Source organism: Actinomadura sp. NPDC000929 (assembly GCF_040492065.1).
In the GTDB taxonomy this organism is placed as follows: domain Bacteria; phylum Actinomycetota; class Actinomycetes; order Streptosporangiales; family Streptosporangiaceae; genus Spirillospora; species Spirillospora verrucosospora.
Genome location: NZ_JBEUPA010000141.1, coordinates 1 through 23,189 on the forward strand (window position 1 = coordinate 1; position 23,189 = coordinate 23,189).

23 protein-coding genes and 1 pseudogene are annotated in these 23,189 nt (G+C 72.1%); 20 read left to right on the plus strand and 4 right to left on the minus strand.

All coding sequences use genetic code 11. From position 1 onward, the window contains the following. Positions 1–144: 144 nt before the first annotated feature. A complete protein-coding gene (locus tag ABWI04_RS33965; protein ID WP_353834985.1) occupies positions 145–1,848 on the minus strand; it encodes a serine/threonine-protein kinase in 1,704 nt (567 codons plus the stop codon). An 87-nt stretch (positions 1,849–1,935) separates the two neighbouring features. Here ABWI04_RS33965 and hemL point away from each other — a divergent pair, with 87 nt between their 5' ends. Next, positions 1,936–3,234 carry a glutamate-1-semialdehyde 2,1-aminomutase gene (gene hemL / locus ABWI04_RS33970; protein WP_345185807.1) on the plus strand — a complete coding sequence of 433 codons (1,299 nt, stop codon included), beginning with the start codon at positions 1,936–1,938 and terminating at the stop codon, positions 3,232–3,234. Between the two features lie 10 nt (positions 3,235–3,244). Here the strand turns inward: hemL and ABWI04_RS33975 are convergent, their stop codons facing one another. Further along, complete coding sequence (locus ABWI04_RS33975) at positions 3,245–4,117, minus strand: dihydrodipicolinate synthase family protein (protein ID WP_353834986.1); 873 nt, start codon at positions 4,115–4,117, stop codon at positions 3,245–3,247. 14 nt (positions 4,118–4,131) lie between these two features. Then, the gene (locus ABWI04_RS33980) at positions 4,132–5,082 is read right to left on the minus strand and encodes an EamA family transporter (protein ID WP_353834987.1); all 951 of its coding nucleotides are present in this window, start codon (positions 5,080–5,082) and stop codon (positions 4,132–4,134) included. A gap of 72 nt (positions 5,083–5,154) precedes the next feature. Between ABWI04_RS33980 and ABWI04_RS33985 the strand changes: the two genes are divergently transcribed. The 8 genes from ABWI04_RS33985 to ABWI04_RS34020 all read left to right on the plus strand — a co-directional run bounded on the left by ABWI04_RS33985 (position 5,155) and on the right by ABWI04_RS34020 (position 12,280). Then, positions 5,155–6,084 carry a LysR family transcriptional regulator gene (locus ABWI04_RS33985; RefSeq protein WP_353834988.1) on the plus strand — a complete coding sequence of 310 codons (930 nt, stop codon included), beginning with the start codon at positions 5,155–5,157 and terminating at the stop codon, positions 6,082–6,084. Positions 6,085–6,091: 7 nt separating this feature from the next. Then, a complete protein-coding gene (locus tag ABWI04_RS33990) occupies positions 6,092–6,730 on the plus strand; it encodes a histidine phosphatase family protein (protein ID WP_345178185.1) in 639 nt (212 codons plus the stop codon). 82 nt (positions 6,731–6,812) lie between these two features. After that, a complete protein-coding gene (locus ABWI04_RS33995; protein WP_345178187.1) occupies positions 6,813–7,415 on the plus strand; it encodes a TlpA family protein disulfide reductase in 603 nt (200 codons plus the stop codon). Between the two features lie 20 nt (positions 7,416–7,435). Further along, positions 7,436–8,155 carry a cytochrome c biogenesis CcdA family protein gene (locus ABWI04_RS34000; protein WP_353834989.1) on the plus strand — a complete coding sequence of 240 codons (720 nt, stop codon included), beginning with the start codon at positions 7,436–7,438 and terminating at the stop codon, positions 8,153–8,155. Between the two features lies 1 nt (position 8,156). Further along, on the plus strand, positions 8,157–9,851 hold the full coding sequence (gene resB, locus ABWI04_RS34005) for a cytochrome c biogenesis protein ResB (protein ID WP_353834990.1): 1,695 nt from the start codon (positions 8,157–8,159) through the stop codon (positions 9,849–9,851). A 4-nt stretch (positions 9,852–9,855) separates the two neighbouring features. After that, a complete protein-coding gene (gene ccsB / locus ABWI04_RS34010) occupies positions 9,856–10,848 on the plus strand; it encodes a c-type cytochrome biogenesis protein CcsB (protein ID WP_345178192.1) in 993 nt (330 codons plus the stop codon). 137 nt (positions 10,849–10,985) lie between these two features. Then, a complete protein-coding gene (locus ABWI04_RS34015) occupies positions 10,986–11,960 on the plus strand; it encodes a hypothetical protein (RefSeq protein WP_345178195.1) in 975 nt (324 codons plus the stop codon). Between the two features lie 50 nt (positions 11,961–12,010). Beyond that, positions 12,011–12,280: a hypothetical protein gene (locus ABWI04_RS34020; RefSeq protein ID WP_345178198.1), complete on the plus strand. Its 270-nt coding sequence runs from the start codon at positions 12,011–12,013 to the stop codon at positions 12,278–12,280. A gap of 224 nt (positions 12,281–12,504) precedes the next feature. Here ABWI04_RS34020 and ABWI04_RS34025 read toward each other — a convergent pair whose 3' ends face one another. Next, positions 12,505–12,708 (minus strand): BldC family transcriptional regulator, encoded by a 204-nt coding sequence (locus ABWI04_RS34025; RefSeq protein WP_141580358.1) that lies wholly within the window; start codon positions 12,706–12,708, stop codon positions 12,505–12,507. 236 nt (positions 12,709–12,944) lie between these two features. Between ABWI04_RS34025 and ABWI04_RS34030 the strand changes: the two genes are divergently transcribed. The 11 genes and pseudogenes from ABWI04_RS34030 to ABWI04_RS34080 form a co-directional block, all read left to right on the plus strand. Next, a complete protein-coding gene (locus tag ABWI04_RS34030; protein WP_353834991.1) occupies positions 12,945–13,958 on the plus strand; it encodes a threonine ammonia-lyase in 1,014 nt (337 codons plus the stop codon). A 12-nt stretch (positions 13,959–13,970) separates the two neighbouring features. Then, positions 13,971–14,228 (plus strand): DUF4229 domain-containing protein, encoded by a 258-nt coding sequence (locus ABWI04_RS34035; protein ID WP_345178206.1) that lies wholly within the window; start codon positions 13,971–13,973, stop codon positions 14,226–14,228. A gap of 45 nt (positions 14,229–14,273) precedes the next feature. Continuing rightward, entirely contained in the window at positions 14,274–14,987 is a 714-nt protein-coding gene (locus ABWI04_RS34040) for a demethylmenaquinone methyltransferase (protein ID WP_345178209.1), read from the plus strand. Positions 14,988–15,122: 135 nt separating this feature from the next. Next, the gene (locus ABWI04_RS34045; protein WP_345178210.1) at positions 15,123–16,379 is read left to right on the plus strand and encodes a geranylgeranyl reductase family protein; all 1,257 of its coding nucleotides are present in this window, start codon (positions 15,123–15,125) and stop codon (positions 16,377–16,379) included. Positions 16,380–16,536: 157 nt separating this feature from the next. Next, entirely contained in the window at positions 16,537–16,896 is a 360-nt protein-coding gene (locus tag ABWI04_RS34050; protein WP_089315506.1) for an NADH-quinone oxidoreductase subunit A, read from the plus strand. A 1-nt stretch (position 16,897) separates the two neighbouring features. Then, positions 16,898–17,443, plus strand: coding sequence for a NuoB/complex I 20 kDa subunit family protein (locus tag ABWI04_RS34055; protein ID WP_185028681.1), 546 nt, complete (start codon positions 16,898–16,900; stop codon positions 17,441–17,443). 1 nt (position 17,444) lies between these two features. Next, a complete protein-coding gene (locus ABWI04_RS34060; RefSeq protein ID WP_345178214.1) occupies positions 17,445–18,191 on the plus strand; it encodes an NADH-quinone oxidoreductase subunit C in 747 nt (248 codons plus the stop codon). Continuing rightward, entirely contained in the window at positions 18,188–19,534 is a 1,347-nt protein-coding gene (locus ABWI04_RS34065; protein ID WP_345178215.1) for an NADH-quinone oxidoreductase subunit D, read from the plus strand. The genes ABWI04_RS34060 and ABWI04_RS34065 overlap by 4 nt, the downstream gene beginning before the upstream one ends. After that, entirely contained in the window at positions 19,531–20,310 is a 780-nt protein-coding gene (gene nuoE, locus ABWI04_RS34070) for an NADH-quinone oxidoreductase subunit NuoE (RefSeq protein WP_345178217.1), read from the plus strand. The genes ABWI04_RS34065 and nuoE overlap by 4 nt, the downstream gene beginning before the upstream one ends. Then, positions 20,307–21,605 carry an NADH-quinone oxidoreductase subunit NuoF gene (gene nuoF / locus ABWI04_RS34075; protein WP_345178218.1) on the plus strand — a complete coding sequence of 433 codons (1,299 nt, stop codon included), beginning with the start codon at positions 20,307–20,309 and terminating at the stop codon, positions 21,603–21,605. Before nuoE ends, nuoF begins: the two co-directional genes overlap by 4 nt. Next, positions 21,602–23,101: pseudogene (locus ABWI04_RS34080) on the plus strand (NADH-quinone oxidoreductase subunit G); the annotation flags it as partial. The gene nuoF and the pseudogene ABWI04_RS34080, both read left to right, overlap by 4 nt. Positions 23,102–23,189: the final 88 nt, after the last annotated feature.

The following is a 23,189-nucleotide window of genomic DNA, read 5'->3' on the forward strand; positions in this document are numbered from 1 at the left end:
CCACCAGATACGACAAGCTCTCCGTCCGCTACCAGGCAACCCTCGAGATCACCGCCATCAACGAATGGCTCCACCTACTTCGAAACACGGCCTAGCCGCGCATGCGGCCGCCTCGCCGGGCGAGGCGGCCGCACGCGGCGGTCGTCAGCGGGGCGCCTTGATGGGGGCCTTGCGGCCCCAGCCGCTGTAGGAGCCGCGCTGCATCTGGTTGCGGCCGTCCTCGGGTCCGGCGCGCACCCAGAACTTCACGGGGCGGAAGCCGGCGTCGAGCCTGACGGCGAACGCGATCTGCTGCGCGCCGGTCGCCTGCGACATCTGCGCGTACAGGGGGCCGACGCCGGGCGCCTGCGCCAGCTTCGCGGCGGGCGCCTCGCCCTCGTAGACCGCTCCAGACTTGCTGAGCTTCGTCGCCGCCCGCAGCAGCGCGGTCAGGTTCGCGACGGACCCGCCCTGGCGCACCCGGTCGCCGGCGGCCGGGTAGCCGTGGCCTCCGAGCGGCGACTGCCGCCACTTCTTCCCGGCGCGGACGTACAGCCGGTCCTGGACGATGACGGCCCTGACCGGCTTGCGGGCCGAGCCCGTCCCCGCCAGCGTCAGGGTGTAGGACGGGGCGCCGCCCTGGACCAGCCCGATCGTGCCCTGGCCGGTGACCGGGAAGCCGCAGCAGCCGGTCTGTCGGTAGCTGAACGCGGCGCCGGGCGTCTGGGCGACGGCCTGGTCGATGCGGGCGATGAGCGGCCCGGGGTCGACGCCGCCGACCGGCAGCGTCGGCTGCGGGCTGCTGCTCTGCGCGGGCGTCGGCTGGGGCGGCTGCTTCTCGCCGCCGAGCGAGGTGCCGCCCTTGAGCAGGACCACGGCGCCCGCCCCCGCGGCGACGAGCACGACGGCGACGGCGGCGACCACCCAGCGCGTCCGGGAACGGCCCCCGCTCTTCGGGCCGGCGGTGACCGGGGTGCGGCCGCTGCCGCGGGACGGCTTCGGCTTGGGCGGCTCGGGCTGCTGCGCGGCCCGCGCGGCGAGCTCGGTGAGGCGGCCGCGGCCCTGCGCCTCCCAGGACGGCCCGTAGGCGGAGACGGCGGCGTCCTCCAGCGCGCCGAGGAAGTCGGCGGCGGACTTCGGCCGCTTCTCCGGCTCCTTGGCAAGGCCCTGGTGGATCAGGTCGCGCAGCGGCCCGGGGACCTCCTCGGCGGGGATCGGCGCCTCGCGGTGCTGCCGCGCCATGTTGCGGCCCGCGTACGGGGGCCGCCCGGTGAGGCACTCGTAGAAGATCGCGGTGGCGGCGTACAGGTCGGTGGCGACGGTCGCGGGCGCGCCGTCCCACAGTTCGGGCGCCGCGTACTGCGGGCCGTGCTGCGCCTCGGTGCCCGCGGCCGCCGTCGCGAAGTCGGTGAGGCGGGCGTTGCCCTCGGCGTCGACCATGATGTTCGCCGGGCGCATCGAGCCGTGGACGAGATCATGGTCGTGCGCGGCCGCGAGGCCGAGGAGCGTGCCGCCCAGCATCGACAGGGCGGCGAGGGGGCCGCACGGGCCCTGCGCGGCGAGCATCCGCCGCAGGCTCACGCCCTCGACGTGCTGCGTCACGATCGCGGCGCCGTCGGCGGTCTCCACGAAGTCGTAGAGGTCGACCACGTTGGGGTCTTCGAGCTGGGACAGGCCCCGGGCCGCCACGCGGTAGCGCGCGAGAAACGCCTCGTCGGCGCCGAGCGCCGGGTCGAGGTATCTGATCGCGACTCGCGTGCCGGTCATGTCGTCGACCGCCAGCACCACCCGGCCCGAGGCTCCGCCGCCCAGTTCGCGTTCGTGGGTGAAACCCGGGACCGTCCAGCCGTTGACCACGGTGAAAGCCATCCCTCCGATGTCGTACTTGGTGGAATATCGGCCCGTACGCCACCGGGTCAAGGCAAGTCGCCGAACTGCAACTGAGAGACTGCAACCGTGACTGACTTCGATCGCTCCCGGCAGTTGTTCGACCGTTCCGCCGCCGTTGTCCCAGGTGGCGTCAACTCCCCGGTGCGGGCCTTCGGTGCCGTTGGCGGAACGCCCCGTTTCATGGCGTCCGGGCGTGGTCCGTACCTTACCGACGCTGACGGCAATACCTATGTCGATCTGGTGTGTTCGTGGGGACCGATGATCCTCGGGCACGCGCATCCGGCCGTCGTCGAGGCCGTTCGGGACGCGGCCGGGCGCGGAACGTCCTACGGCGCGCCCACCGAGGGCGAGGTGGAACTCGCCGAGGAGATCGTGTCCCGCACGCCGGCGGCGAAGGTCCGGCTGGTCAACTCCGGGACCGAGGCGACGATGTCGGCGATCCGGCTGGCCCGCGGGTTCACCGGCCGCACCAAGATCGTGAAGTTCGCGGGCTGCTACCACGGGCACGTGGACTCGCTGCTCGCGGCGGCGGGGTCCGGCGTCGCCACCTTCGGGCTCCCCGACACGCCGGGCGTGACCGGCGCGACCACGGCCGACACGCTGATCCTCCCCTACAACGACGTGACCGCCGTGGAGACGGCCTTTCACGACCACGGCACCGACATCGCCTGCGTGATCACCGAGGCGGTGCCGTGCAACATGGGCGTCGTCCCGCCGCTGGCCGGGTTCAACGCGCTGCTCAAGCGGCTGTGCGAGCGCCACGGCGCGCTCCTGGTGATCGACGAGGTGCTCACCGGGTTCCGGGCGTCGCGGTCCGGCTGGTTCGGGATCGAGGGCGTGGCCGGCGACCTGGTGACGTTCGGCAAGGTGATGGGCGGCGGGCTGCCCGCCGCGGCGTTCGGCGGCCGCGCCGACGTCATGGACCATCTCGCCCCCGCCGGGCCCGTCTACCAGGCCGGGACCCTGTCGGGGAACCCGCTCGCCACGGCCGCCGGGCTCGCCACGCTGCGCGGCGCCACCGACGAGGTGTACGCCGCGATCGACCGCTCGGCGGAGATCGTCTCGAAGGCCGCGTCCGAGGCGCTGGAGCGCGAGGGCGTCCCGCACTCGCTGCAGAACGCGGGCAACCTCTTCTCGATCTTCTTCACCGAGGGCGCGGTGGGCGACTTCGCCGCCGCGCAGCGGCAGGACCCGAAGGCGTACGCGGCCTTCTTCCACGCCGCCCTGGAGCGCGGGGTGTACCTGCCGCCTTCGGCGTACGAGGTGTGGTTCCTGTCGGCCGCGCACGACGACGAGGCTCTGGGACGCGTCCTGGAGGCCCTCCCGCACGCCGCCCGCGCCGCCGCCCGCGCGGCGGCGTCCTGAGGACGGGGTCCTAGAACGGCAGGCGGCGGAAAGCCCTCAAGGCGTTGACGACCGATTCGGGGCGCGGTGCGTGCAGGGGTGCGCGCACCGCCGGGTCGTCGATCAGCCCCTCGTCGGCCAGGCACGCCTTGAGGACGGCCGGGGACGGCTCGCCGAAAAGCGCCTCCGCCATCGGCAGCAAGGCGTTGTGGAAGGTCAGCCCCCGCGCCCCGTTCCCCTCCCGTACCGCCCGCGCCATCGCGGCGTAGGCGGACGGGGCGAGGCACGCGCACGCGGCGACGCCGCCCGCCGCGCCGAGCTGGAGCATGGGGTAGATGAAGGCGTCGTCTCCGGACAGGATCGCCTTGCCGGGATTGGCCGCCAGTACGGCGAGGGTGTCCTGGTCGATCGCGCCCGCGCAGTGCTTCATGCCGGCGACGCAGTCGAGCGCGAGGATCTCCAGGAGGGCGTCGGCCGACAGGGGCCTCGCCGTCCGGTACGGCACGTTGTACGGGATCAGCGGGACGTCCACGGCCGCGCCGACGGCGGCGAAGTGGTCGATGACGCCCTCCTCCGACGGCCGCAGGTAGTACGGGACGACGACGAGCAGCGCGTCGGCGAGCGGGGCGCGCTCGCGGGCCTGGCGGATCGAGTCCTCGGTGCCCATGGTCCCGGCGCCCACCGTCAGCGGCGTCCCGTGCTCGATCGAGACGCCCCGGCACACCTCCAGCACCGTCCGCTGCTCGGCGGCGGTCAGCAGCGCGGCCTCGCCGGTGGTGCCGAGCGCGACGAGGCCGTCCGCGCCGTTCTCCAGGCAGTGGCGGGCGAGGCGTTCGAGGGACTTGGCGTCCACCTCGCCGGAGCCGGTGAACGGCGTGACGAGCGGCGCGTGGATTCCGTGCATGGATCTCACCTCGTTCAGGCGGCCGGCGCGTTGGGCGCGGGCGGTGCGGACGGCGCGGGCGGTGCGGACGGCGCCGGCAGGCTGCGGGCGCGGGACCGCGGCCGGACGCTGCCGGCGGCGACCCCCGCGATGATCAGAGCGGCGCCGGCGAGCCGGACCGCGTCCACGTGCTCGCCCAGCAGCAGGGCCGCCGAGACGAGCCCGAACGGCGGGACGAGCAGCGAGTACATGGCGACCGTGCCGGCCTCGTACCGGCGGATCAGCCAGGCCCATCCGCCGAAGCAGAACAGCGTCGCGACGTAGGCGATGAACGCCAGCGAGCCCACCCCGGCGACCGAGAGGTCGCGCGCCGCCTCCGGCACGGCCCCGGGCCCTTCGAAGACCAGCGACAGGGCGAGCAGGGGGAGCGGCGGCACCAGCGACATCCACACCATGAACGCGAACGGGTCGACCGGCTTCTCGGTGGACTGGTTCATCCGCCGCATGGCGACGTTCGCCAGCCCCCAGCCGGCCGCGCCGCCGAGGCAGACCAGGAACGCCCCCAGCGGGCTCCCGCCCTCGCCCTGCGCGACGCCGAGCACGGTGATCCCGGCGAACGCCACGACCATCCCCGCGACCTGCCGGCCCCCGACGCGCTCGCCCAGCAGCAGGCCCGCGAACAGGGCGGTGAAGACGGCCTGCACCTGGAGCACGACCGACGCCAGGCCGGCCGGCATGCCCATGCTCATGCCGATGAACAGAAGGCCGAACTGCCCCACGCCGAGCGGGACGCCGACCAGGACGAACCAGCGCGCGGCGACCGGCGGGCGGCGGACGAGGAAGACCGCGGGCACCGCCGCGGCCGTGAACCGCAGGGCGGCCATCAGCAGGGGCGGGAAGTCGTCCAGGGCCACCTTGATGGGCACGAAGTTGAAGCCCCACAGCGCGGCGATCAGCGTGGCCAGCAGGACGTGGCGCGATCTCATCCCTCGATCGTGAGGAAACACTTGATTTAGGACAAGCGAGAACTTCTTGACACCTCGTTTTAGTATTGCTTCATGCTTGATCTGGAACGGCTGCGCGCCCTGCACTCGGTCGCGACGTACGGGTCGGTCAGCGCCGCCGCGGACGTCCTGCACGTCACCACGTCCGCCGTGTCCCAGCAGCTCGCGAAGCTGGAGCGCGAGACCGGGCAGAAGCTGCTGGAGCGCAACGGCCGCGGCGTCCGCCTCACCGACGCCGCCGAGCTGCTCGTCGCGCACGCCGAACGGATCCTGTCGCTCGTCGAGCAGGCGCAGGCCGACCTGGAGGCGCACCGCGGCTCCGTCGTCGGCCAGCTCACCGTCGCCTCGTTCCCGACCGCGATCCGCGGGCTGATGCCCGTCGCGCTGCGCGCCCTGCGCGCCGACCACCCCGATCTGCGCGTCCTGCTGCGCGAGGAGGACCCCATGCGCAGCATGCCGCTCGTCCTGCGCGGCGACTTCGACATGGCCGTCGTCCAGGACTGGAACAACGAGCCGCTCCCGATCCCCGAGGGCCTGTGCAAGGGCGTCATCTGCGACGACGTCGCGGACGTGGCGCTGCCCGCGGGCCACGAGCTGGCCGGGCGCGACACGATCGACCTCAAGGAGCTCGCCGGGGACCCGTGGATCAGCTCCTCGCCCGACAGCATCTGCTGCGACTGGCTCCTGCGCACGCTGCGCGCCGTGGACAGCGAACCCCGGATCGACCACCAGGCCTACGAGTTCGCCACCCAGCTGTCCCTGGTCGCCGCCGGGCTCGGCAACGTCATCCTGCCCCGCCTCGGCCGCTGCGACGTCCCGCCGGGCGTCGCGATCGTCCCGCTCTCGGCCCCCCTGTCGCGCCGCGTCTACGCCGTCTGGCGCGAGGAGGCGGCCCGCCGGCCCGCGATCCGCGCCGCCGTGACCGCCCTGCGCGCCGTCGTGCCGGCCGGTTGCGGGGAGGAGGCGTCAGCGCGGGTAATCTGACGACGCCATGACTGACACGACGATCGTTCACCTCCTGCGGCACGGCGAGGTGCACAACCCCGAGGGCGTCCTCTACGGGCGGCTGCCCGGTTACCGCCTCAGCGAGGACGGCGTCCTCATGGCGAAGGCCGCCTCCCGGTGGTTCGCCGACAGGGACGTGACCGCGCTGTTCTCCTCGCCGATGCAGCGTGCGCTGGAGACGGCCGCGCCGCTCGCCGACGCGCTCGGCCTGCCCGTCACGGTGGACGACCGCCTGATCGAGGCCGGCAACCACTTCGAGGGGCTCACGTTCGGGGTGGGGACCGGCTCGCTGCGCCGCCCCGAGCACTGGCGCCACCTCGTCAACCCGTTCCGCCCGTCCTGGGGCGAGCCGTACAAGCTGCTCGCCGCCCGGATGCGCGCCGCCGTCATCCGGGCCCGGGAGGCGGCGCGCGGCCACGAGGCCGTCTGCGTCAGCCACCAGCTGCCGATCTGGATCCTGCGGCTGTCGGCCGAGCGCCGCCGGCTCTGGCACCACCCGGCCCGCCGGGAGTGCTCGCTCGCCAGCCTCACCAGCCTCACGTTCGAGGGCAGCCGGCTCGTGGAGGTCGCCTACTCCGAGCCCGCCGCCGGGATCGCGAAGGGCCCCAGTGTCGCGGGCGCCTGACCGCACCGCTAAGTTCGTACTACATCCTGTAGTACTCCACGTCTTGTACTGAACGCCTTGTAGTACCACCGAGGAGGGGCACGTGAACCCCCGCCGCATCTCGCCCTCGCGCGCTCCCTTCCGCGCGGGCGCCGCCGTCGCGCTCTGCGGCCTGCTCGCGGGCTGCGCCGGCACCGGCGCCGCGGACGGCGGCCCCGACGGCGGCGACAACCGCTTCATCTCGGGCGACGGCAACGTGACCGAGTACCAGGCGGCGCAGCGCAAGAGCCTCGCGAGCGTCACCGGGGAACGGCTCGACGGCGGATCCTTCAGGCTGGCCGACCTCAGGGGCAAGGTCGTCGTCGTCAACTTCTGGGCGTCGTGGTGCGCGCCCTGCCGGGGCGAGGCGCCGTCCCTCCAGCACGTCTACGACGGGAAGAAGGCGCAGGGCGTGGAGTTCCTCGGCGTCAACTTCAAGGACTCCAAGCCCAACGCGCAGGCGTTCGAGCGCAAGTTCAAGGTCACCTACCCGAGCCTCTTCGACGCCGACGGCCGCGTCACGCTCGCGTTCCGCGAGGTCCCGCCGAGCGCGATCCCGAGCACCCTCGTCCTGGACCGGCAGGGCCGCGTCGCCGCGCGCATCATCGGCGCGACCACGTTCACCAAGCTGGACCCCCTGGTCGGCAAGGTCCTCGCGGAGAAGTGAGCTCCCTGGACGAGACGGTCGTGAGCGGGTCGTTGGTGGCGGCGGCGCCGCTGGCGGCCCTCGCCGGGCTCGTCTCGTTCGCCTCCCCGTGCGTCCTGCCGCTGGTCCCGGGCTACCTGTCGTACGTGACGGGCATGACCGGCGCCGACCTCGCCGAGCAGCGGCGGGGGCGGCTCCTCGCCGGGGTCCTGCTGTTCGTCGCCGGGTTCAGCGTCGTCTTCGTCAGCTACGGCGCGGTCTTCGGCGGGCTCGGACGGTGGCTGCTGGAGTACCAGGACACGATCACCCGCGTCCTCGGCGTCATCACGATCGTGTTCGGCCTGGCGTTCATGGGCTTCGTCCCCGGGCTCCAGCGGACGGTGAAGTCGGGGCGCCTCCCGGCGGCCGGGCTCGCCGGGGCGCCGCTGCTCGGCGTCCTGTTCGGGCTGGGCTGGACGCCGTGCATCGGCCCGACGCTCGGCGCGGTGCAGGGCCTGGCGATCACCGAGGCCAGCGCCGGGCGCGGGGCGCTGCTGTCGCTGGCGTACTGCGCGGGCCTCGGCCTGCCGTTCGTGGCCACCGCGATCGCCTACCGTAGGGCGCTCGGCGCGTTCGGCGCCGTGAAGCGCCACTACCCCCTGGTCATGCGGATCGGCGGGGGGATGCTCGTCCTCATCGGGGTGCTGCTCGTGAGCGGCCTGTGGGGTGACCTGACCATCGAGCTGAGGTCGTGGATCAGCGGCTTCGAACCGGTGATTTGAGATGACTGACACCAACACGGACCACGCCGGCGCCGGCCCCGCCGAGGACCAGGCCGCCGAGGACGCCGGCACCGACGCGCCCGCCGCGCGGCAGGCCCCGCAGGAGGTGCCGCGCCCCTCCGGCATCGGCCCGTTCGGCTGGCTGCGGTGGGGCTGGCGGCAGCTCACCACCATGCGGACCGCGCTGATCCTGCTGTTCCTGGTGGCGCTCGGCGCGGTGCCGGGCTCGATCCTGCCGCAGCGGGGCCAGGCGCCCGAGAAGGTCGCCGCCTACCTGGAGAAGCACGAGAGCCTCGGGCCGTGGCTCGACAGGTTCTCCATGTTCGACGTGTTCGCGGCCCCCTGGTTCGCGGCCATCTACATCCTGCTGTTCGTCTCGCTCGCCGGCTGCGTCGTGCCGCGCGCCGTCAAGCACTACCGGTCGATGCGGGCGCGCCCGCCGGCGGCCCCACGGAACCTGGCGAGGCTGCCGCAGTCGGCGACGTACGAGACCGACGCCTCCCCGGAGGACGTCCTCGCCGAGGCCCGCACGGCGCTGCGCTCCCGCCGCTTCCGCGTGGACGTGTCCGACGGCGCCGCGGCCGCCGAGAAGGGCTACCTGGGCGAGACGGGCAACCTGCTCTTCCACCTCGCGCTGCTGGCGCTGCTGTTCGCGCTCGGCCTCGGCAACCTGTTCGGCTACCGCGGCAACGTCCTGCTGACCGAGGGCAAGACGTTCGCCAACTCGCTCGGTCTCTACGACCAGTTCCAGCCCGGACGCGCGTTCAGCGGCGGCGAGCTCGCCCCGTTCACGATCACGCTGGACGACTTCAAGGCGGAGTACGAGGCCAAGGGCGCCAAGCGGGGCCAGGCCACGTCGTTCAACGCCAAGATCCGCTACCGGTCGAGTCCGGACGCCCCGAACAAGCCCTACGACCTCCAGATCAACCATCCGCTCAAGGTCGGCGGCGCGAAGGTGTACCTGCTCGGCCACGGGTACGCGCCGGTGTTCACCGTCCGGGACGCCAAGGGGAACGTCGCCTTCCAGGACTCGGTGCCGTTCCTGGAGATGGAGCCGCGGAACCTGACGTCCGAGGGCGTCGTCAAGGTCCCCGACGCCGAGCCCGACCAGCTCGCCTTCTACGCCATCCTGTGGCCGACCGCGGTGGCGAGCGAGGACGGCCGGCAGATCGTCTCGGCGTTCCCGGCGCCGCTGCGCCCGGTCGTCACGATCACCGCCTTCAAGGGCGACCTCGGCCTGGACTCCGGCAGCCCGCAGTCGGTCTACAAGCTGGAGGGCATCGGCCGGACGATCCAGCCGATCAAGGGCGGCCAGAAGCTGCTGGAGCCCGGGGAGTCCTTCAAGCTGCCCGGCGACGCCGGCACGGTCACCTTCGACGGGCTCAGGGAGTGGACGAGCCTGTCGGTCAACCGCGACCCCGGCCGCATCCCCGCGCTGATCGCCGCCATCCTCGCCGTGCTCGGCGTGGCGACCTCGTTCATGGTCCGCAGGCGCAGGGTGTGGGTCCGTGCGAGCGCCGGAGAGGGCGGGCGTACGGTGGTGGAGGTCGGCGGTCTCACGCTGGGGAACCCGACCTCGGAGTTCGACGACATCGTGGCCGCCCTGCGCGGTCCGCAGGACGGGCCCGCATCCGAGCCCGGCGAGACCCCCGCCGCCGACGGCCCCTCGGGTGCGGCGAACGAACCGAAGGAGTGACGAGGTGAGCAACGCCGACCTCGCGAACCTGAGCGACAAGCTCATGCTGACCACCGTGGTGATGTACATCATCGCGCTGGTCGCCTACGCCGCCGACATGGGCTTCGGCCGCCGCCGCGCGGTCGCGGCCGTCCCGGCGAAGAGCGGGGCGAAGGTGCTCGTGGGCGCCGCCGGTGCCGAGGACGACGCCTCGGGAACGGGCGCCGCCCCGGACACGGCCGCCGCCTCGGCGGACGAGGGGGCCGAGCGTTCCCGGGTCGACTGGATCCGGCTCGCCGTCCTGCTGAACGTGCTCGGCTGGGGCGCGCAGCTCGGCGTCCTCGTGACCCGCGGGCTCGCGGCGAACCGCTGGCCGTGGGGGAACATGTACGAGTTCCTCACCGCCATCTCGTTCGCGGCCGTCACCGCGTTCATGGTCGTGATGTTCCGCTACAAGGCGCGGTTCCTCGGCGCGTTCGTCATGGCCGCCGCGGTCGTCGCCCTCGGCGTCGCCAACATCTGGCTGTACGACTCGGTGGGGCCGGTCAGCCCGGCGCTGAACTCCTACTGGATCGCCATCCACGTGACCGCCGCGATCATCGCGACCGGCGCGTTCACCGTCGCGGGCGCCGCGACGATCCTGTACCTGCTGAAGGAGCGGGCCGAGTCGCGCGGCGGGGCCGCGGCGGGCGGCGTGCTGTCGCGCATCCCGTCGGTGGAGGCCCTGGACCGCCTCTCGATGCGGGTCACGATGTTCGCGTTCCCGATCTGGACCGCCGCGATCATCATGGGCGCCATCTGGGCCGACCAGGCGTGGGGCCGCTACTGGGGCTGGGACCCCAAGGAGATCTGGTCCTTCGTCACCTGGATCATCTACGCGGCCTACCTGCACGCCCGCGCCACCGCCGGCTGGAAGGGCCGCAAGGCCGCGATCCTGTCACTGGTCGCGTTCGCCGCGCTGCTGTTCAACTTCTTCGGCGTGAACTACATGTTCTCCGGCCTGCACTCCTACGCCTGACGCCCGGCGGAGCGCCGCGGCCGCGCAACTCCACGGGATGACGGAGAGTCGGGTTCCGGCTTACCCTTCCTCAGGGACCCGGTCCGGCGGCGGTCGCCGCCCGATACCCCCGCGGGTCCGGCTGACAGAGGAGCCCGATGCGCTTCAAAGGCGTCCACCGCAAGCCCCGGGAGACGTTCCGCGGCGGACGGTTCCGCGCGGACGCGGCCGGCGACGAGGTCCCCTACGCGCCGTCCCCGCCCGACTCGGGGCAGGTGCGGCCGCGCAGCAACCAGCCGCGCGACCGGTTCGGCCGGTTCCGCAAGGCGGGCCGCGACGACGACTACGCGCTCGGGCCCGATCGTCCGGAGGCGGATCCCGTCGACACGGCGGGCGGCCTGCGCGGGATGACCGGCCGGCTCGGGCGGCGCGGGCAGGGCCGGCCGCGTTCGGGCGACTACTCCTGGAGCGACTTCGAGCTGGAGGACGACCGGCCGCGCGTGGAGCCCCACCCGCCGGGCACGCCGCACGCCGCCGACGGCCGCCGCGACTGCGGCGTGCTGGAGGCCGTCCTGCACCGCCAGTGGGACGTCCGGGAGGGGCCGCCGCCGGACGCGGTCATCGGGGCGGTGGAGAGCCTGGCGTCGCTGCCGGAGGCGCTCAAGGAGAAGCTGGCGAGCGGCCTCGACGGCATCTACGTCGGCCCCGGCGGCGTCCCGCAGCTCGACGACATGGGCCACCTGCGCGACCGCCCGCTGCCGTCCGGCCGCGCCACCTGGGACATCTGCGCCGGCGCGTACGGCGATCGCAAGATCGTGGTGGGGGACCGGCCGTCCCCGACGCCCGACGTGATGCTGCACGAGGTGGGCCACGCGCTCGACGACATCGACGGCGACGACGGCGAGTGGACCTCCGACAGCCCCGCCTTCCGGCAGCTGTACGAGGAGTGCCTGCCGTACCTGGCGAGCGAGTTCCACAAGCAGCCGAACGCGCTCGGCCGCCGCGAGTTCTTCGCCGACGCGTTCGCCGCGATCTCCTCCCGGCAGCGTCCCGCCCTGGTGGATATGCTCGCCGGCAACATCCGCACGGCCCTTGAGGTCATGCTCTTCTTCAACCGCAGGTACGGGATCTAGGACACCGAGATGACAGGCCGCGCGACGACAGACGGCGAAGGTGATCGACGATGTACGTGATCCGGCTTCCCGACGGCACGCTCCGGGTCCCCCACAGCGTTCTCGCCGACGGCGGCGAGCCCGGGCCCGAGGCGAGCGAGGGACGGATCATCGCCGACGCCTACGTCGAGATCGGCCCGGACGATCCCGACTACGACCGGTTGCTGGGCGAGTCGCTCACCGAGGAGGAACTGGCGGAACGGCGGCGCCGCTGGCGTGACGAGGACGCGGACCTGCTCCGCCGGTTCGAGGAATGGAAGGCGGGCGGCACCGAGGAGTGAGCGCCGAGGAGTGAGCGCCGACAATGAGCGGCGCGGGGTGAGCGCGAAAAGGCGGGCATTGGAGAGCGGGCGCGAGTCCAAGCCCTGGAGGGCGGTGCTGGAGAAGTGAGCGGAGGCGGGGCGGGGAGCGCCCCGGCCGCCCGGCGAGGACTGCCTTCGGCCAAGGACTGCTTCGGCGGGCGGTCCGGGCGGCTCAGGACCGGGGTCCGGGCGAGGGGCCCAGGTCAGTGGGCCGAATGCTCGGCGACGGGCTCCTCGCCGCGCAGCAGCGCGTGCACCTCGGACTCGCGGAAGCGCCGGTGGCCTCCCGGAGTGCGGATGCTGCTGATCCGGCCCGCGGCGGCCCACCGGGTGACCGTCTTCGGGTCGACCCGGAAGAGGGCGGCGACCTCTCCTGGAGTCAGCAGGCGCTCGCTCGTGCTTTCCACGTTTTCTCTCCCCCTTTGTCCCGCTCTCGGCGCGGGTGGACTGTTTAACAGTGTGGCGGGTCAAGACCGATTTCTCCCTTGTTTTCGGAAAAGATCACCGACCGTAGTCCGCCGAACAGCGGCGATGACGGACGGTGATTCCGGCATGGGCCACAGTGATCACCCTGACCCCCGCTGACCTGCCCTGTCACGCGGTCGAGGCCCCCGCGACCAGCACGGAGAAGTAGTCTCCGGGCATGTCCGACCTCGTAACGCTGCCGGAGATCGAACGGGCCGCCGAGCGCATCGCGGGCGTCGCCGTCCGGACGCCGCTCGTCCCGTTCTCCCGCGACCCCGCCCCGTCCGCCGCCGGCGCGCCGGCGCTGCTGGTGAAGGCCGAGTCGCTCCAGCCGATCGGCGCCTTCAAGCTGCGCGGCGCCTACTCGGCCATCTCCTCCCTCGCCCCCGAGGAGCGCGAGCGCGGCGTCGTCACGCACTCCAGCGGCAACCACGCCCAGGCCGTCGCCTACGCGGCCCGCGCGCTCGGCGTCCGGGCGGTCCTGGTCATGCCGCACACCACCCCCGCCGTGAAGGTCGACGCGTGCATCGCGCTCGGCGCCGAGGTCGTCCACGTCGAGCCGACCGCCCAGGCCCGATCCGAGACCGCCGGCAAGCTCGCCGCCGCGCACGGCTTCGCCCTGGTCCCGCCCTACGACGACGCGCGGATCATCGCCGGCCAGGGCACCGCCGGGCTGGAGATCGTCCAGGACCGCCCGGACGTGGACGTCGTGCTCGTCCCGGTCAGCGGCGGCGGCCTGATCGCCGGCGTGTCCGCCGCGGTCAAGGCGCTGCGCCCGGAGGCGAAGATCGTCGGCGTCGAGCCGGAGCTCGCCGCGGACGCCCGCGACTCGATGGCGGCGGGGCGTCCCGTCGAGTGGGCCGCGGAGGAGACGGGCCGCACCATCGCCGACGCGCTGCGAGTCCAGCGGGTCGGCGACCTGCCGTACGCGCACATGCGCGCCCACGTCGACGGGATCGTCACGGTCACCGAGGACGAGATCCGGCAGGCGATGCGGCGCCTCGCCCGCGAGGCCCGCCTCATCGCCGAGCCGGCGGGCGCCGTCGCCACCGCCGCCTACCTCTACCGCCGCGCGGAGCTTCCCGAGGGCCGCGCCTACGTCTCGATCCTCTCCGGGGGCAACGTCGACCCGGCCCTCCTGCTGGACGTGCTGGGCCGACCCCGGGGCGAGGGCGGTCAGGACCGGGGATAACCTCGAAAGGCCATGCGTTCCGTCATCCTCTACACCCTGGCCCGGGCCGTGATCTTCGCGGTCACCGCGGGGGTGCTCGCGCTCTTCGGGGCCCGCGGGTTCCTGCTCCTGATGCTGGCGCTGCTGATCAGCGGCGTCGTCAGCTACGTGCTGCTGTCCGCGCAGCGCGATCGCATGTCCGCCGTCGTCGTGCGGGGGGTGCGCTCGCAGCGCGAGAGGTTCGACAGGTCGGTCGCCAAGGAGGACGCTCCGCGCACCCGCGCGGAGTGACCCCCGCCCCCGCGCGCAGGGGCTTGCGCGGCCTAGGCTGGGAGCATGACCCGCGCTTCACTCGACAAGCAGCCCGCCGACGTCGCGGCGATGTTCGACGGCACCGCCGAGCGGTACGACCTCATGAACTCGCTCATGACCGGCGGCCAGGACCGGCGGTGGCGGCGGGAGGTCGTCCGGGCGCTGGGGGCGCGGCCGGGTGAGCGGGTCCTCGACCTCGCGGCCGGCACGGGGACGTCGTCGGTGCCCTTCGCCGAGGCCGGGGCCGACACGGTCGCGTGCGACTTCTCGCTCGGCATGCTGCGCGTGGGCGTGCGGCGCCAGGCGGGCGTCACGGGCCTGCGCTTCGTCGCCGGGGACGCGCTGCGGCTGCCCTTCGCCGACGCCTCCTTCGACGCCGTCACCATCTCCTTCGGGCTCCGCAACGTCGCCGACACCGGCCTCGCGCTGCGCGAGCTCCGCCGGGTCGCCAAGCCCGGCGGGCGGCTGGTGATCTGCGAGGTGAGCCACCCCCCGAACGCGCTGCTGGCGCTCGGCCACAAGGCCCACCTGCGCTACGGCCTGCCGCTGCTGGCGCGGGTCAGCTCCAACCCCGACTCCTACCGCTACCTCGCCGAGTCGACGCTCGCCTGGCCCGACCAGGCGGGGCTGGCCCGGCTCATCCAGGACGCGGGATGGGGCGAGGTGCGCTGGCGCGACCTCACCTTCGGGGTGGTCGCCCTGCACTATGCCGTCAACCCGTCCGTCAAGGCTGCTTGACAGACGGCGGCCGGTGGTTCGGACCGGTCCAAACTTGGACCGGCCCAGAAGTACCCACCAGTCGTGATAAAGGAATAGACTCCCCACCGGATCCTTGTGAAGTACTTCACAAGCGAACGAGCGAAGAGGACCATCGTGACCGACTCCACCCGACACGCGGATGCCATCGTCGTCGGGGCGGGCCCCGCCGGATCGTCGACCGCCTATTGGCTCGCGCAGGCCGGCCTGGACGTCTTCCTGCTGGAGAAGGCCACCTTCCCGCGCGACAAGATCTGCGGCGACGGCCTCACCCCGCGGGCCGTCCGCGCCCTCATCGGCATGGGCGTCGACATCAACGACCCTGGCTGGGGGCGCAACAAGGGCCTGCGCATCTACGGCGGCGGCGTCAAGGTCGAGCTGCCCTGGCCGGAGCTCGCGTCCTTCCCCGACTTCGGCCTCGTCCGCAAGCGCACCGACCTCGACCAGCTCCTCGCCGAGCACGCCGCCAAGGCCGGCGCCCAGCTGCTGCAGGGCTGCAACGTGACCGGCCCCATCGTCGACGACCGCACCGACCGCATCACCGGCGTCACCGCCGAGTACCAGGGCGAGGAGATCGAGTTCCACGCGCCCCTGGTCGTCGCCGCCGACGGCAACTCCACCCGGCTGTCGCTCGCCATGGGGCTGCGGCGCCGCGAGGACCGTCCGATGGGCGTCGCGGTCCGCCGCTACTTCCAGACCCCGCGCCACGACGACGACTACATGGAGGCGTGGCTGGAGCTGTGGGACGGCCAGCGCCTCCTGCCCGGCTACGGCTGGGTGTTCGGCGTCGGCGACGGCACGTCCAACGTCGGCCTCGGCCTGCTCAACACCAGCAAGGCGTTCCAGAGCGTCGACTACCGCGGCATGCTCAAGCGCTGGTGCGCGCAGATGCCGGAGGACTGGCAGTTCGACGAGGAGCACGCGACCTCCAAGATCCGCGGCGCGGCGCTGCCGATGGGCTTCAACCGGCAGCCGCACTACACCCGCGGGATGCTGCTCGTCGGCGACGCCGGCGGCATGATCAACCCGTTCAACGGCGAGGGCATCGACTACGCCCTGGAGTCCGGCCGGCTGGCCGCCGACATCATGGTGCAGGCGCTCGCCCGCCGCACTCCCGCGCAGCGCGAGCGGACCCTGTACGAGTACCCCCGCATCCTCAAGGACGAGCACGGCGGCTACTTCACCCTCGCCCGCGTGTTCGTCCAGGCGATCGGCGACCCGCGGGTCATGAAGTTCCTGACCGCGCACGGCCTGCCGCACCCCACGCTCATGCGCTTCACGCTGAAGCTCCTCGCGAACCTCACCGACCCCAAGGGCGGGGACGCGATGGACCGCGTCATCAACGCGATGCAGAAGGTGGCGCCGGCGGCATGAACGCGCGCGTGGATTTCAGGCTTCCGCAGGTGAGCGGACTAAAGTGCAGTACCCGACCCCCTGAGGGGAGCGCTATTGATCACCTTGGCTAGGGTGGCGGGTCGCAGGCGGCCCGTCCCGTACAACGTCGTACGTCCCGAGGAGAGGCTGTAGAGATATGGATCTCTATATTCCGATCATCGTGCTGGGGGTGCTCGCCTTCGCCTTCGCCGGCGGTTCGGTGGCGATGGCCGCGCTCACGGGACCCAAGCGCTGGAACCGCGCCCGGCTGGACGCCTACGAGTGCGGCATCGAGCCGACCCCGCAGCCGGTCGGCGGCGGGCGCTTCCCGATCAAGTACTACCTGACGGCGATGCTGTTCATCGTCTTCGACATTGAGATCATCTTCCTTTACCCCTGGGCGGTCGCGTTCGACCGGATGGGGCTCTTCGGCCTTGTCGAGATGGTTCTTTTCATCGTCACCGTCCTCGTCGCGTACGCCTACATCTGGCGGCGCGGCGGTCTGGAGTGGGACTGACATGGGTCTAGAGGAGAAACTCCCCAGCGGCTTCCTGCTGACCACGGTCGAGCAGGTCGCGGGGTGGGCGCGCAGCAGCTCGATGTGGCCGGCGACGTTCGGCCTGGCGTGCTGCGCGATCGAGATGATGGCGACCGGCGACCCCCGGCACGACTTCTCCCGGTGGGGGATGGAGCGCGCCTCGGCGACGCCGCGCCAGGCCGACCTGATGATCGTCGCGGGCCGGGTGAGTCAGAAGATGGCGCCGGTGCTGCGGCAGATCTACGACCAGATGACCGAGCCGAAGTGGGTCATCGCGATGGGCGTGTGCGCCTCCTCCGGCGGCATGTTCAACAACTACGCGATCGTGCAGGGCGTGGACCACATCGTCCCGGTGGACATCTACCTGCCCGGCTGCCCGCCGCGGCCGGAGATGCTGCTGGACGCGATCCTCAAGCTGCACGACAAGGTCCAGAACACCAAGCTCGGGCCGCAGCGCGCGAAGCAGATCGCCGAGCTGGAAGAGGCCAAGCGCCGGCGCCTTCCGCTGCTCGGTCAAGGAGCGTGACGTGAGTTCCGAGAATCCTGAGCAGCGGGCCGAGCAGAACGCCGACAAGCTTCCCGCGCAGGCCGAGGAGGAGCGCCGCGAGCAGCCGGTCGTCCGCAAGGGCATGTTCGGCGCGCGGACCACCGGCGACACCTCCGGCTACGGCGGGCTCGTCATCCGGCAGAGCCCGAAGGTGTCCGCGCAGCGCCCGTACGGCGGGCCCGGCGGCGCCGCGGAGGCGGGCGAGTTCGACGAGGTCGCCGACGAGCTGGAGCGCGCCTACCCGGACTTCGGGGACGCCGTCGAGCGCGTCGTCGTCGACCGCGGTGAGATCACGTTCTTCGTGAAGCGCGAGCACCTGCTGGAGGTCGCGCGGACCATGCGGGACGAGCCGTCCCTGCGCTTCGAGATGTGCTCGGGCGTGTCGGGCGTGCACTACCCGAAGGACGAGGGCGCCGAGCTGCACTCGGTCGTGCACCTGCTGTCGATCACGCACAACCGGCGCGTCCGGCTGGAAGTGACCTGCCCGGACGCCGACCCGCACGTCCCGTCGCTGGTGCCGGTCTACCCGACGAGCGACTGGCACGAGCGCGAGACCTACGACTTCTTCGGGATCGTCTACGACGGCCACCCGGCGCTCACGCGCATCGAGATGCCCGACGACTGGGTCGGCCATCCGCAGCGCAAGGACTACCCCCTCGGCGGTATTCCCGTCGAGTACCGCGGAGCGGAGATCCCCCCGCCCGACGAGCGGAGGTCGTACGTATGAGTTCCACGAAGTACACCGAGTACGACGCCTACGCCGCGGAGGAGGCGGCCGAGGGCAAGGTCTTCGACGTCAACGGCCAGGACTGGGACCAGGTCGTCTCCGGCGCGGAGGATCTCGGCGACGAGCGGCTCGTCGTCAACATGGGCCCCCAGCACCCGTCCACGCACGGGGTGCTCCGGCTCATCCTGACGCTCGACGGTGAGACGGTGAACGAGGCCCGGGTGGGCATCGGCTACCTGCACACCGGCATCGAGAAGAACATGGAGTTCCGCACCTGGACGCAGGGCACCACGTTCTGCACCCGGATGGACTACCTCGCGCCGATCTTCAACGAGACGGCGTACTGCATGAGCGTGGAGAAGCTGCTCGGCGTCACCGAGCAGATCCCGGAGCGGGCCCAGATCATCCGCGTGATGATGATGGAGCTCAACCGGATCTCCTCGCACCTGGTCGCGATCGCCACGTTCGGCCTGGAGCTCGGCGCGACGACGGTGATGCTGAACGGCTTCGTCGAGCGCGAGTACACCCTCGACCTGTTCGAGGAGATCACCGGCCTGCGGATGAACATGGCCTACGTCCGTCCGGGCGGGGTCGCGCAGGACCTGCCGAGCGGCGCCACCAGCAAGATCCGCGACTACCTGGACCGCATGCCGAAGCGGATCCAGGCGCTGCGCAAGCTGATGGACGCCAACCCGGTCTACCTGGCGCGCACCCAGAACGTCGCGTACCTGGACCTGACCGGCTGCATGGCGCTCGGCGTCACCGGCCCGGTGCTGCGCGCGACCGGGCTCCCGTGGGACCTGCGCAAGTCGCAGCCCTACTGCGGGTACGAGACCTACGACTTCGAGGTCGCGACGCAGGACACCTGCGACGTCTACGGCCGCTACCTCGTCCGGATGGACGAGATGGAGGAGTCGCTGAAGATCGTCGAGCAGTGCCTGGACCGGCTCCAGTCGGTCAAGGGCCCGGTGATGATCGAGGACAAGAAGATCGGCTGGCCGGCGCAGCTGGCGATCGGCGCGGACGGCATGGGCAACTCGCCCCGGCACATCGCGCACATCATGGGCACCTCGATGGAGGCACTGATCCATCACTTCAAGCTGGTGACGGAGGGCTTCCGCGTGCCCGCCGGGCAGGCGTACGCGCCCATCGAGTCGCCGCGCGGCGAGCTCGGCGCCCACGTGGTCAGCGACGGCGGCACCCGGCCGTACCGCGTCCACTTCCGCGAGCCGTCCTTCGTCAACCTGCAGGCCACCCCGGCGATGGCGGAGGGCGGCATGGTCGCCGACGTCATCGCGGCGGTCGCCAGCATCGACCCGGTCATGGGGGGAGTGGACCGATGACATACGGACCTGAGGTCCGCGAGCGGCTGGAGCGCGACGCCAAGGAGATCATCGGCCGGTACCCCCGGCCGCGCTCGGCGCTGCTGCCGATGCTGCACCTGGTGCAGTCGGTGGAGGGCCACGTCACCGAGGACGGGATCGAGTTCTGCGCGGAGCAGCTCGGCATCACCCCGGCCCAGGTGACCGGCGTCGCGACCTTCTACACGCAGTACAAGCACGCGCCGGTCGGCGAGTACCACGTCGGCGTCTGCATCAACACGCTGTGCGCGGTCATGGGCGGCGACCAGATCTGGAACGAGCTGAGCGAGCACGCCGGGGTCGGCCACGACGAGGCCACCCCGGACGGCAAGGTCAGCCTGGAGCGGATCGAGTGCAACGCGGCCTGCGACTTCGCGCCGGTGATGATGGTCAACTGGGAGTTCTTCGACAACATGACTCCCGAGAAGGCCAAGCAGCTGGTCGACGACCTGCGCTCGGGTAAGCAAGTGCTTCCTTCGCGTGGCCCGGAGAGCCTGGCCACCTGGAAGGAGGCGTCCCGCGTGCTCGCCGGGTTCCCCGACGGGCGCGCCGGCGAGGGCGTCCAGGCCGGGCCCGAGTCGCTGCGCGGCCTGAAGCTGGCGCAGGAGCGCGGCTGGGAGGCGCCCCGCGCGGACGTCGACCGCGAGCGTCCGGAGGAGCCGGTGAAGCCCGAGGAGATGGGCTCGCCCCCGCAGGAGCCGGGCAAGCCCATGGGCGGCGCGGCCAAGCCGGGATCGCAGGAGGGGCGGAACAAGTGACCACGCTGACCCCCATCCTCACGAAGAACTGGGACCAGGCCGACTCGTTCACCCGCGCGGGCTACGAGCGCGACGGCGGCTACGAGGCGCTGCGCACGGCGTTCCGGATGGAGCCGGACGAGATCGTCCAGGCGGTCAAGGACTCCGGCCTGCGCGGCCGCGGCGGCGCGGGCTTCCCCACCGGGATGAAGTGGGGCTTCCTGCCGCCGTCCAGCCCGAACCCGCGCTACCTCGTCGTCAACGCCGACGAGTCCGAGCCGGGCACGTGCAAGGACATCCCGCTGATGATGGCCAACCCGCACGTGCTCGTCGAGGGCGTGATCATCAGCTCGTACGCGATCCGGTCGAACCTCGCGTTCATCTACGTGCGCGGCGAGGTGCTGCACGTCATCCGCCGCCTGCACCAGGCGGTGGCGGAGGCGTACGAGGCCGGCTACCTCGGCAAGGACATCCTCGGCTCCGGCTACGACCTGGACGTGGTCGTACACAGCGGCGCCGGGGCCTACATCTGCGGCGAGGAGACGGCGCTGCTGGACTCCCTCGAAGGGTTCCGCGGTCAGCCCAGGCTCAAGCCCCCCTTCCCGGCGGTCGCGGGCCTCTACGGCGGGCCCACCGTCATCAACAACGTCGAGTCGATCTCCTCGGTTCCCTCGATCATCGCCAACGGGCCGGAATGGTTCGCCTCGATGGGCACCGAGAAGTCCCAGGGCTTCGGGATCTTCTCGCTGTCCGGGCACGTCACCCGGCCCGGGCAGTACGAGGCGCCGCTCGGCATCACGCTGCGGGAGCTGCTCGACATGGCGGGCGGCGTCCGCGAGGGGCACCGGCTGAAGTTCTGGACGCCCGGCGGGTCGTCCACCCCGATCTTCACCGACGAGCACCTGGACGTGCCGCTGGACTTCGAGTCCGTCGGCGCCGCCGGGTCCATGCTCGGCACCCGGGCCCTGCAGATCTTCGACGAGACGACCTGCGTCGTCCGCGCCGTGTTGCGCTGGTCGGAGTTCTACGCGCACGAGTCGTGCGGCAAGTGCACGCCGTGCCGCGAGGGCACCTACTGGTACAAGCAGATGCTGAAGCGGCTGGAGGCGGGCCAGGGCTCCGAGGAGGACCTGGAGACCCTGCTGGACCTGTCCGACAACATCCTGGGCCGGTCGTTCTGCGCTCTGGGCGACGGCGCCACGAGCCCGGTCGTCTCGTCCATCAAGCTGTTCCGGGACGAGTACCTCCGGCACTTCGAGCTCGGGGCCTGCCCGTTCGACCCGGCCAAGTCGACCCTCTGGGGAGGTGCCAAGTGACCGTCACCGACGACAAGTCGGCGGTGGAGAAGCCGGTGGAGATGGTCTCCTGCACCATCGACGGCTTCGAGATCGAGGTGCCCAAGGGCACGCTGATCATCCGGGCCGCCGAGCTGCTCGGCATCCAGATCCCCCGGTTCTGCGACCACCCGCTTCTGGACCCGGTCGGGGCCTGCCGGCAGTGCCTGGTGGAGATCCCCGACGCCGGCAACGGCCGCGGCATGCCGAAGCCGCAGGCGTCGTGCACCACCACGGTGATGCCCGGGATGGTGGTCAAGACCCAGCTCACCTCGCCGGTCGCCGACAAGGCGCAGCACGGCGTGATGGAGCTGCTGCTGATCAACCACCCGCTGGACTGCCCGATCTGCGACAAGGGCGGCGAGTGCCCGCTGCAGAACCAGGCGATGTCCAACGGGCGCGGCGAGTCCCGGTTCGTGGAGGCCAAGCGGACCTTCCCCAAGCCGATCCCGCTGTCCAGCCAGGTGCTGCTCGACCGGGAGCGCTGCATCCAGTGCGCCCGCTGCACCCGGTTCTCCGACCAGATCGCCGGCGACGCGTTCATCGACCTGTTCGAGCGCGGCGCGAAGGAGCAGGTCGGGGCGGCGGACGGCAAGCCGTTCCAGTCCTACTTCTCCGGCAACACCGTGCAGATCTGCCCGGTGGGCGCGCTCACCGGTGCCGCGTACCGGTTCCGGTCCCGCCCGTTCGACCTGGTCTCGCAGCCGAGCGTCTGCGAGCACTGCGCGTCCGGCTGCGCGCTGCGCACCGACCACCGCCGCGGGAAGATCACGCGGCGGCTGGCGGGGGACGACCCGCAGGTCAACGAGGAGTGGAACTGCGACAAGGGCCGCTGGGCGTTCACCTACGGGACGCAGCCCGAGCGGCTCGCCCAGCCGCTCGTCCGCGGCGAGGACGGCGAGCTGGAGCCGGCGTCCTGGCCCGAGGCGCTCACCATCGCGGCGCGCGGGCTCGCGGCGGCGCGCGGCTCGGCCGGCGTCCTGACCGGCGGCCGCGTCACCCTTGAGGACGCCTACGCCTACGCCAAGTTCGCCCGGATCGCGCTCGGCACCAACGACGTCGACTTCCGGGCCCGGCCGCTGTCGGAGGAGGAGTCGCGGTTCCTCGCCTCGTCCGTCGCGGGCCACCCCATCGAGGTGACCTACGCCGACCTGGAGAAGGCGCCGGTCGTCCTGCTCGCCGGGTTCGAGCCCGAGGAGGAGTCGCCGATCGTCTTCCTGCGGCTCCGCAAGGCGTTCCGCAAGAACCGCCTGAAGGTGTTCGCGGCGGCCCCGTTCGCGACGCGCGGTCTGGCGAAGGTCGGCGGCACGCTGCTGCCGACGCTCCCCGGCGCGGAGGCCGAGGTCCTCGGCTCCCTCATCGGGGACGACGCCAGATCCGACATCCGCACGCTGCTGGAGACGCCCGGCGCCGTCATCCTCGTCGGCGAGCGGCTCGCCACCAGCCCGGGGGCGCTGACCTCGGCGACCCGGGTGGCGCGGTCCGCCCGGCCGATGCCGCCGCCCGCCGTCATGAGCGTCATCGACTCGTCGGTCCCGTGGTTCCAGGGCCCCGAGTAGTGCTCCG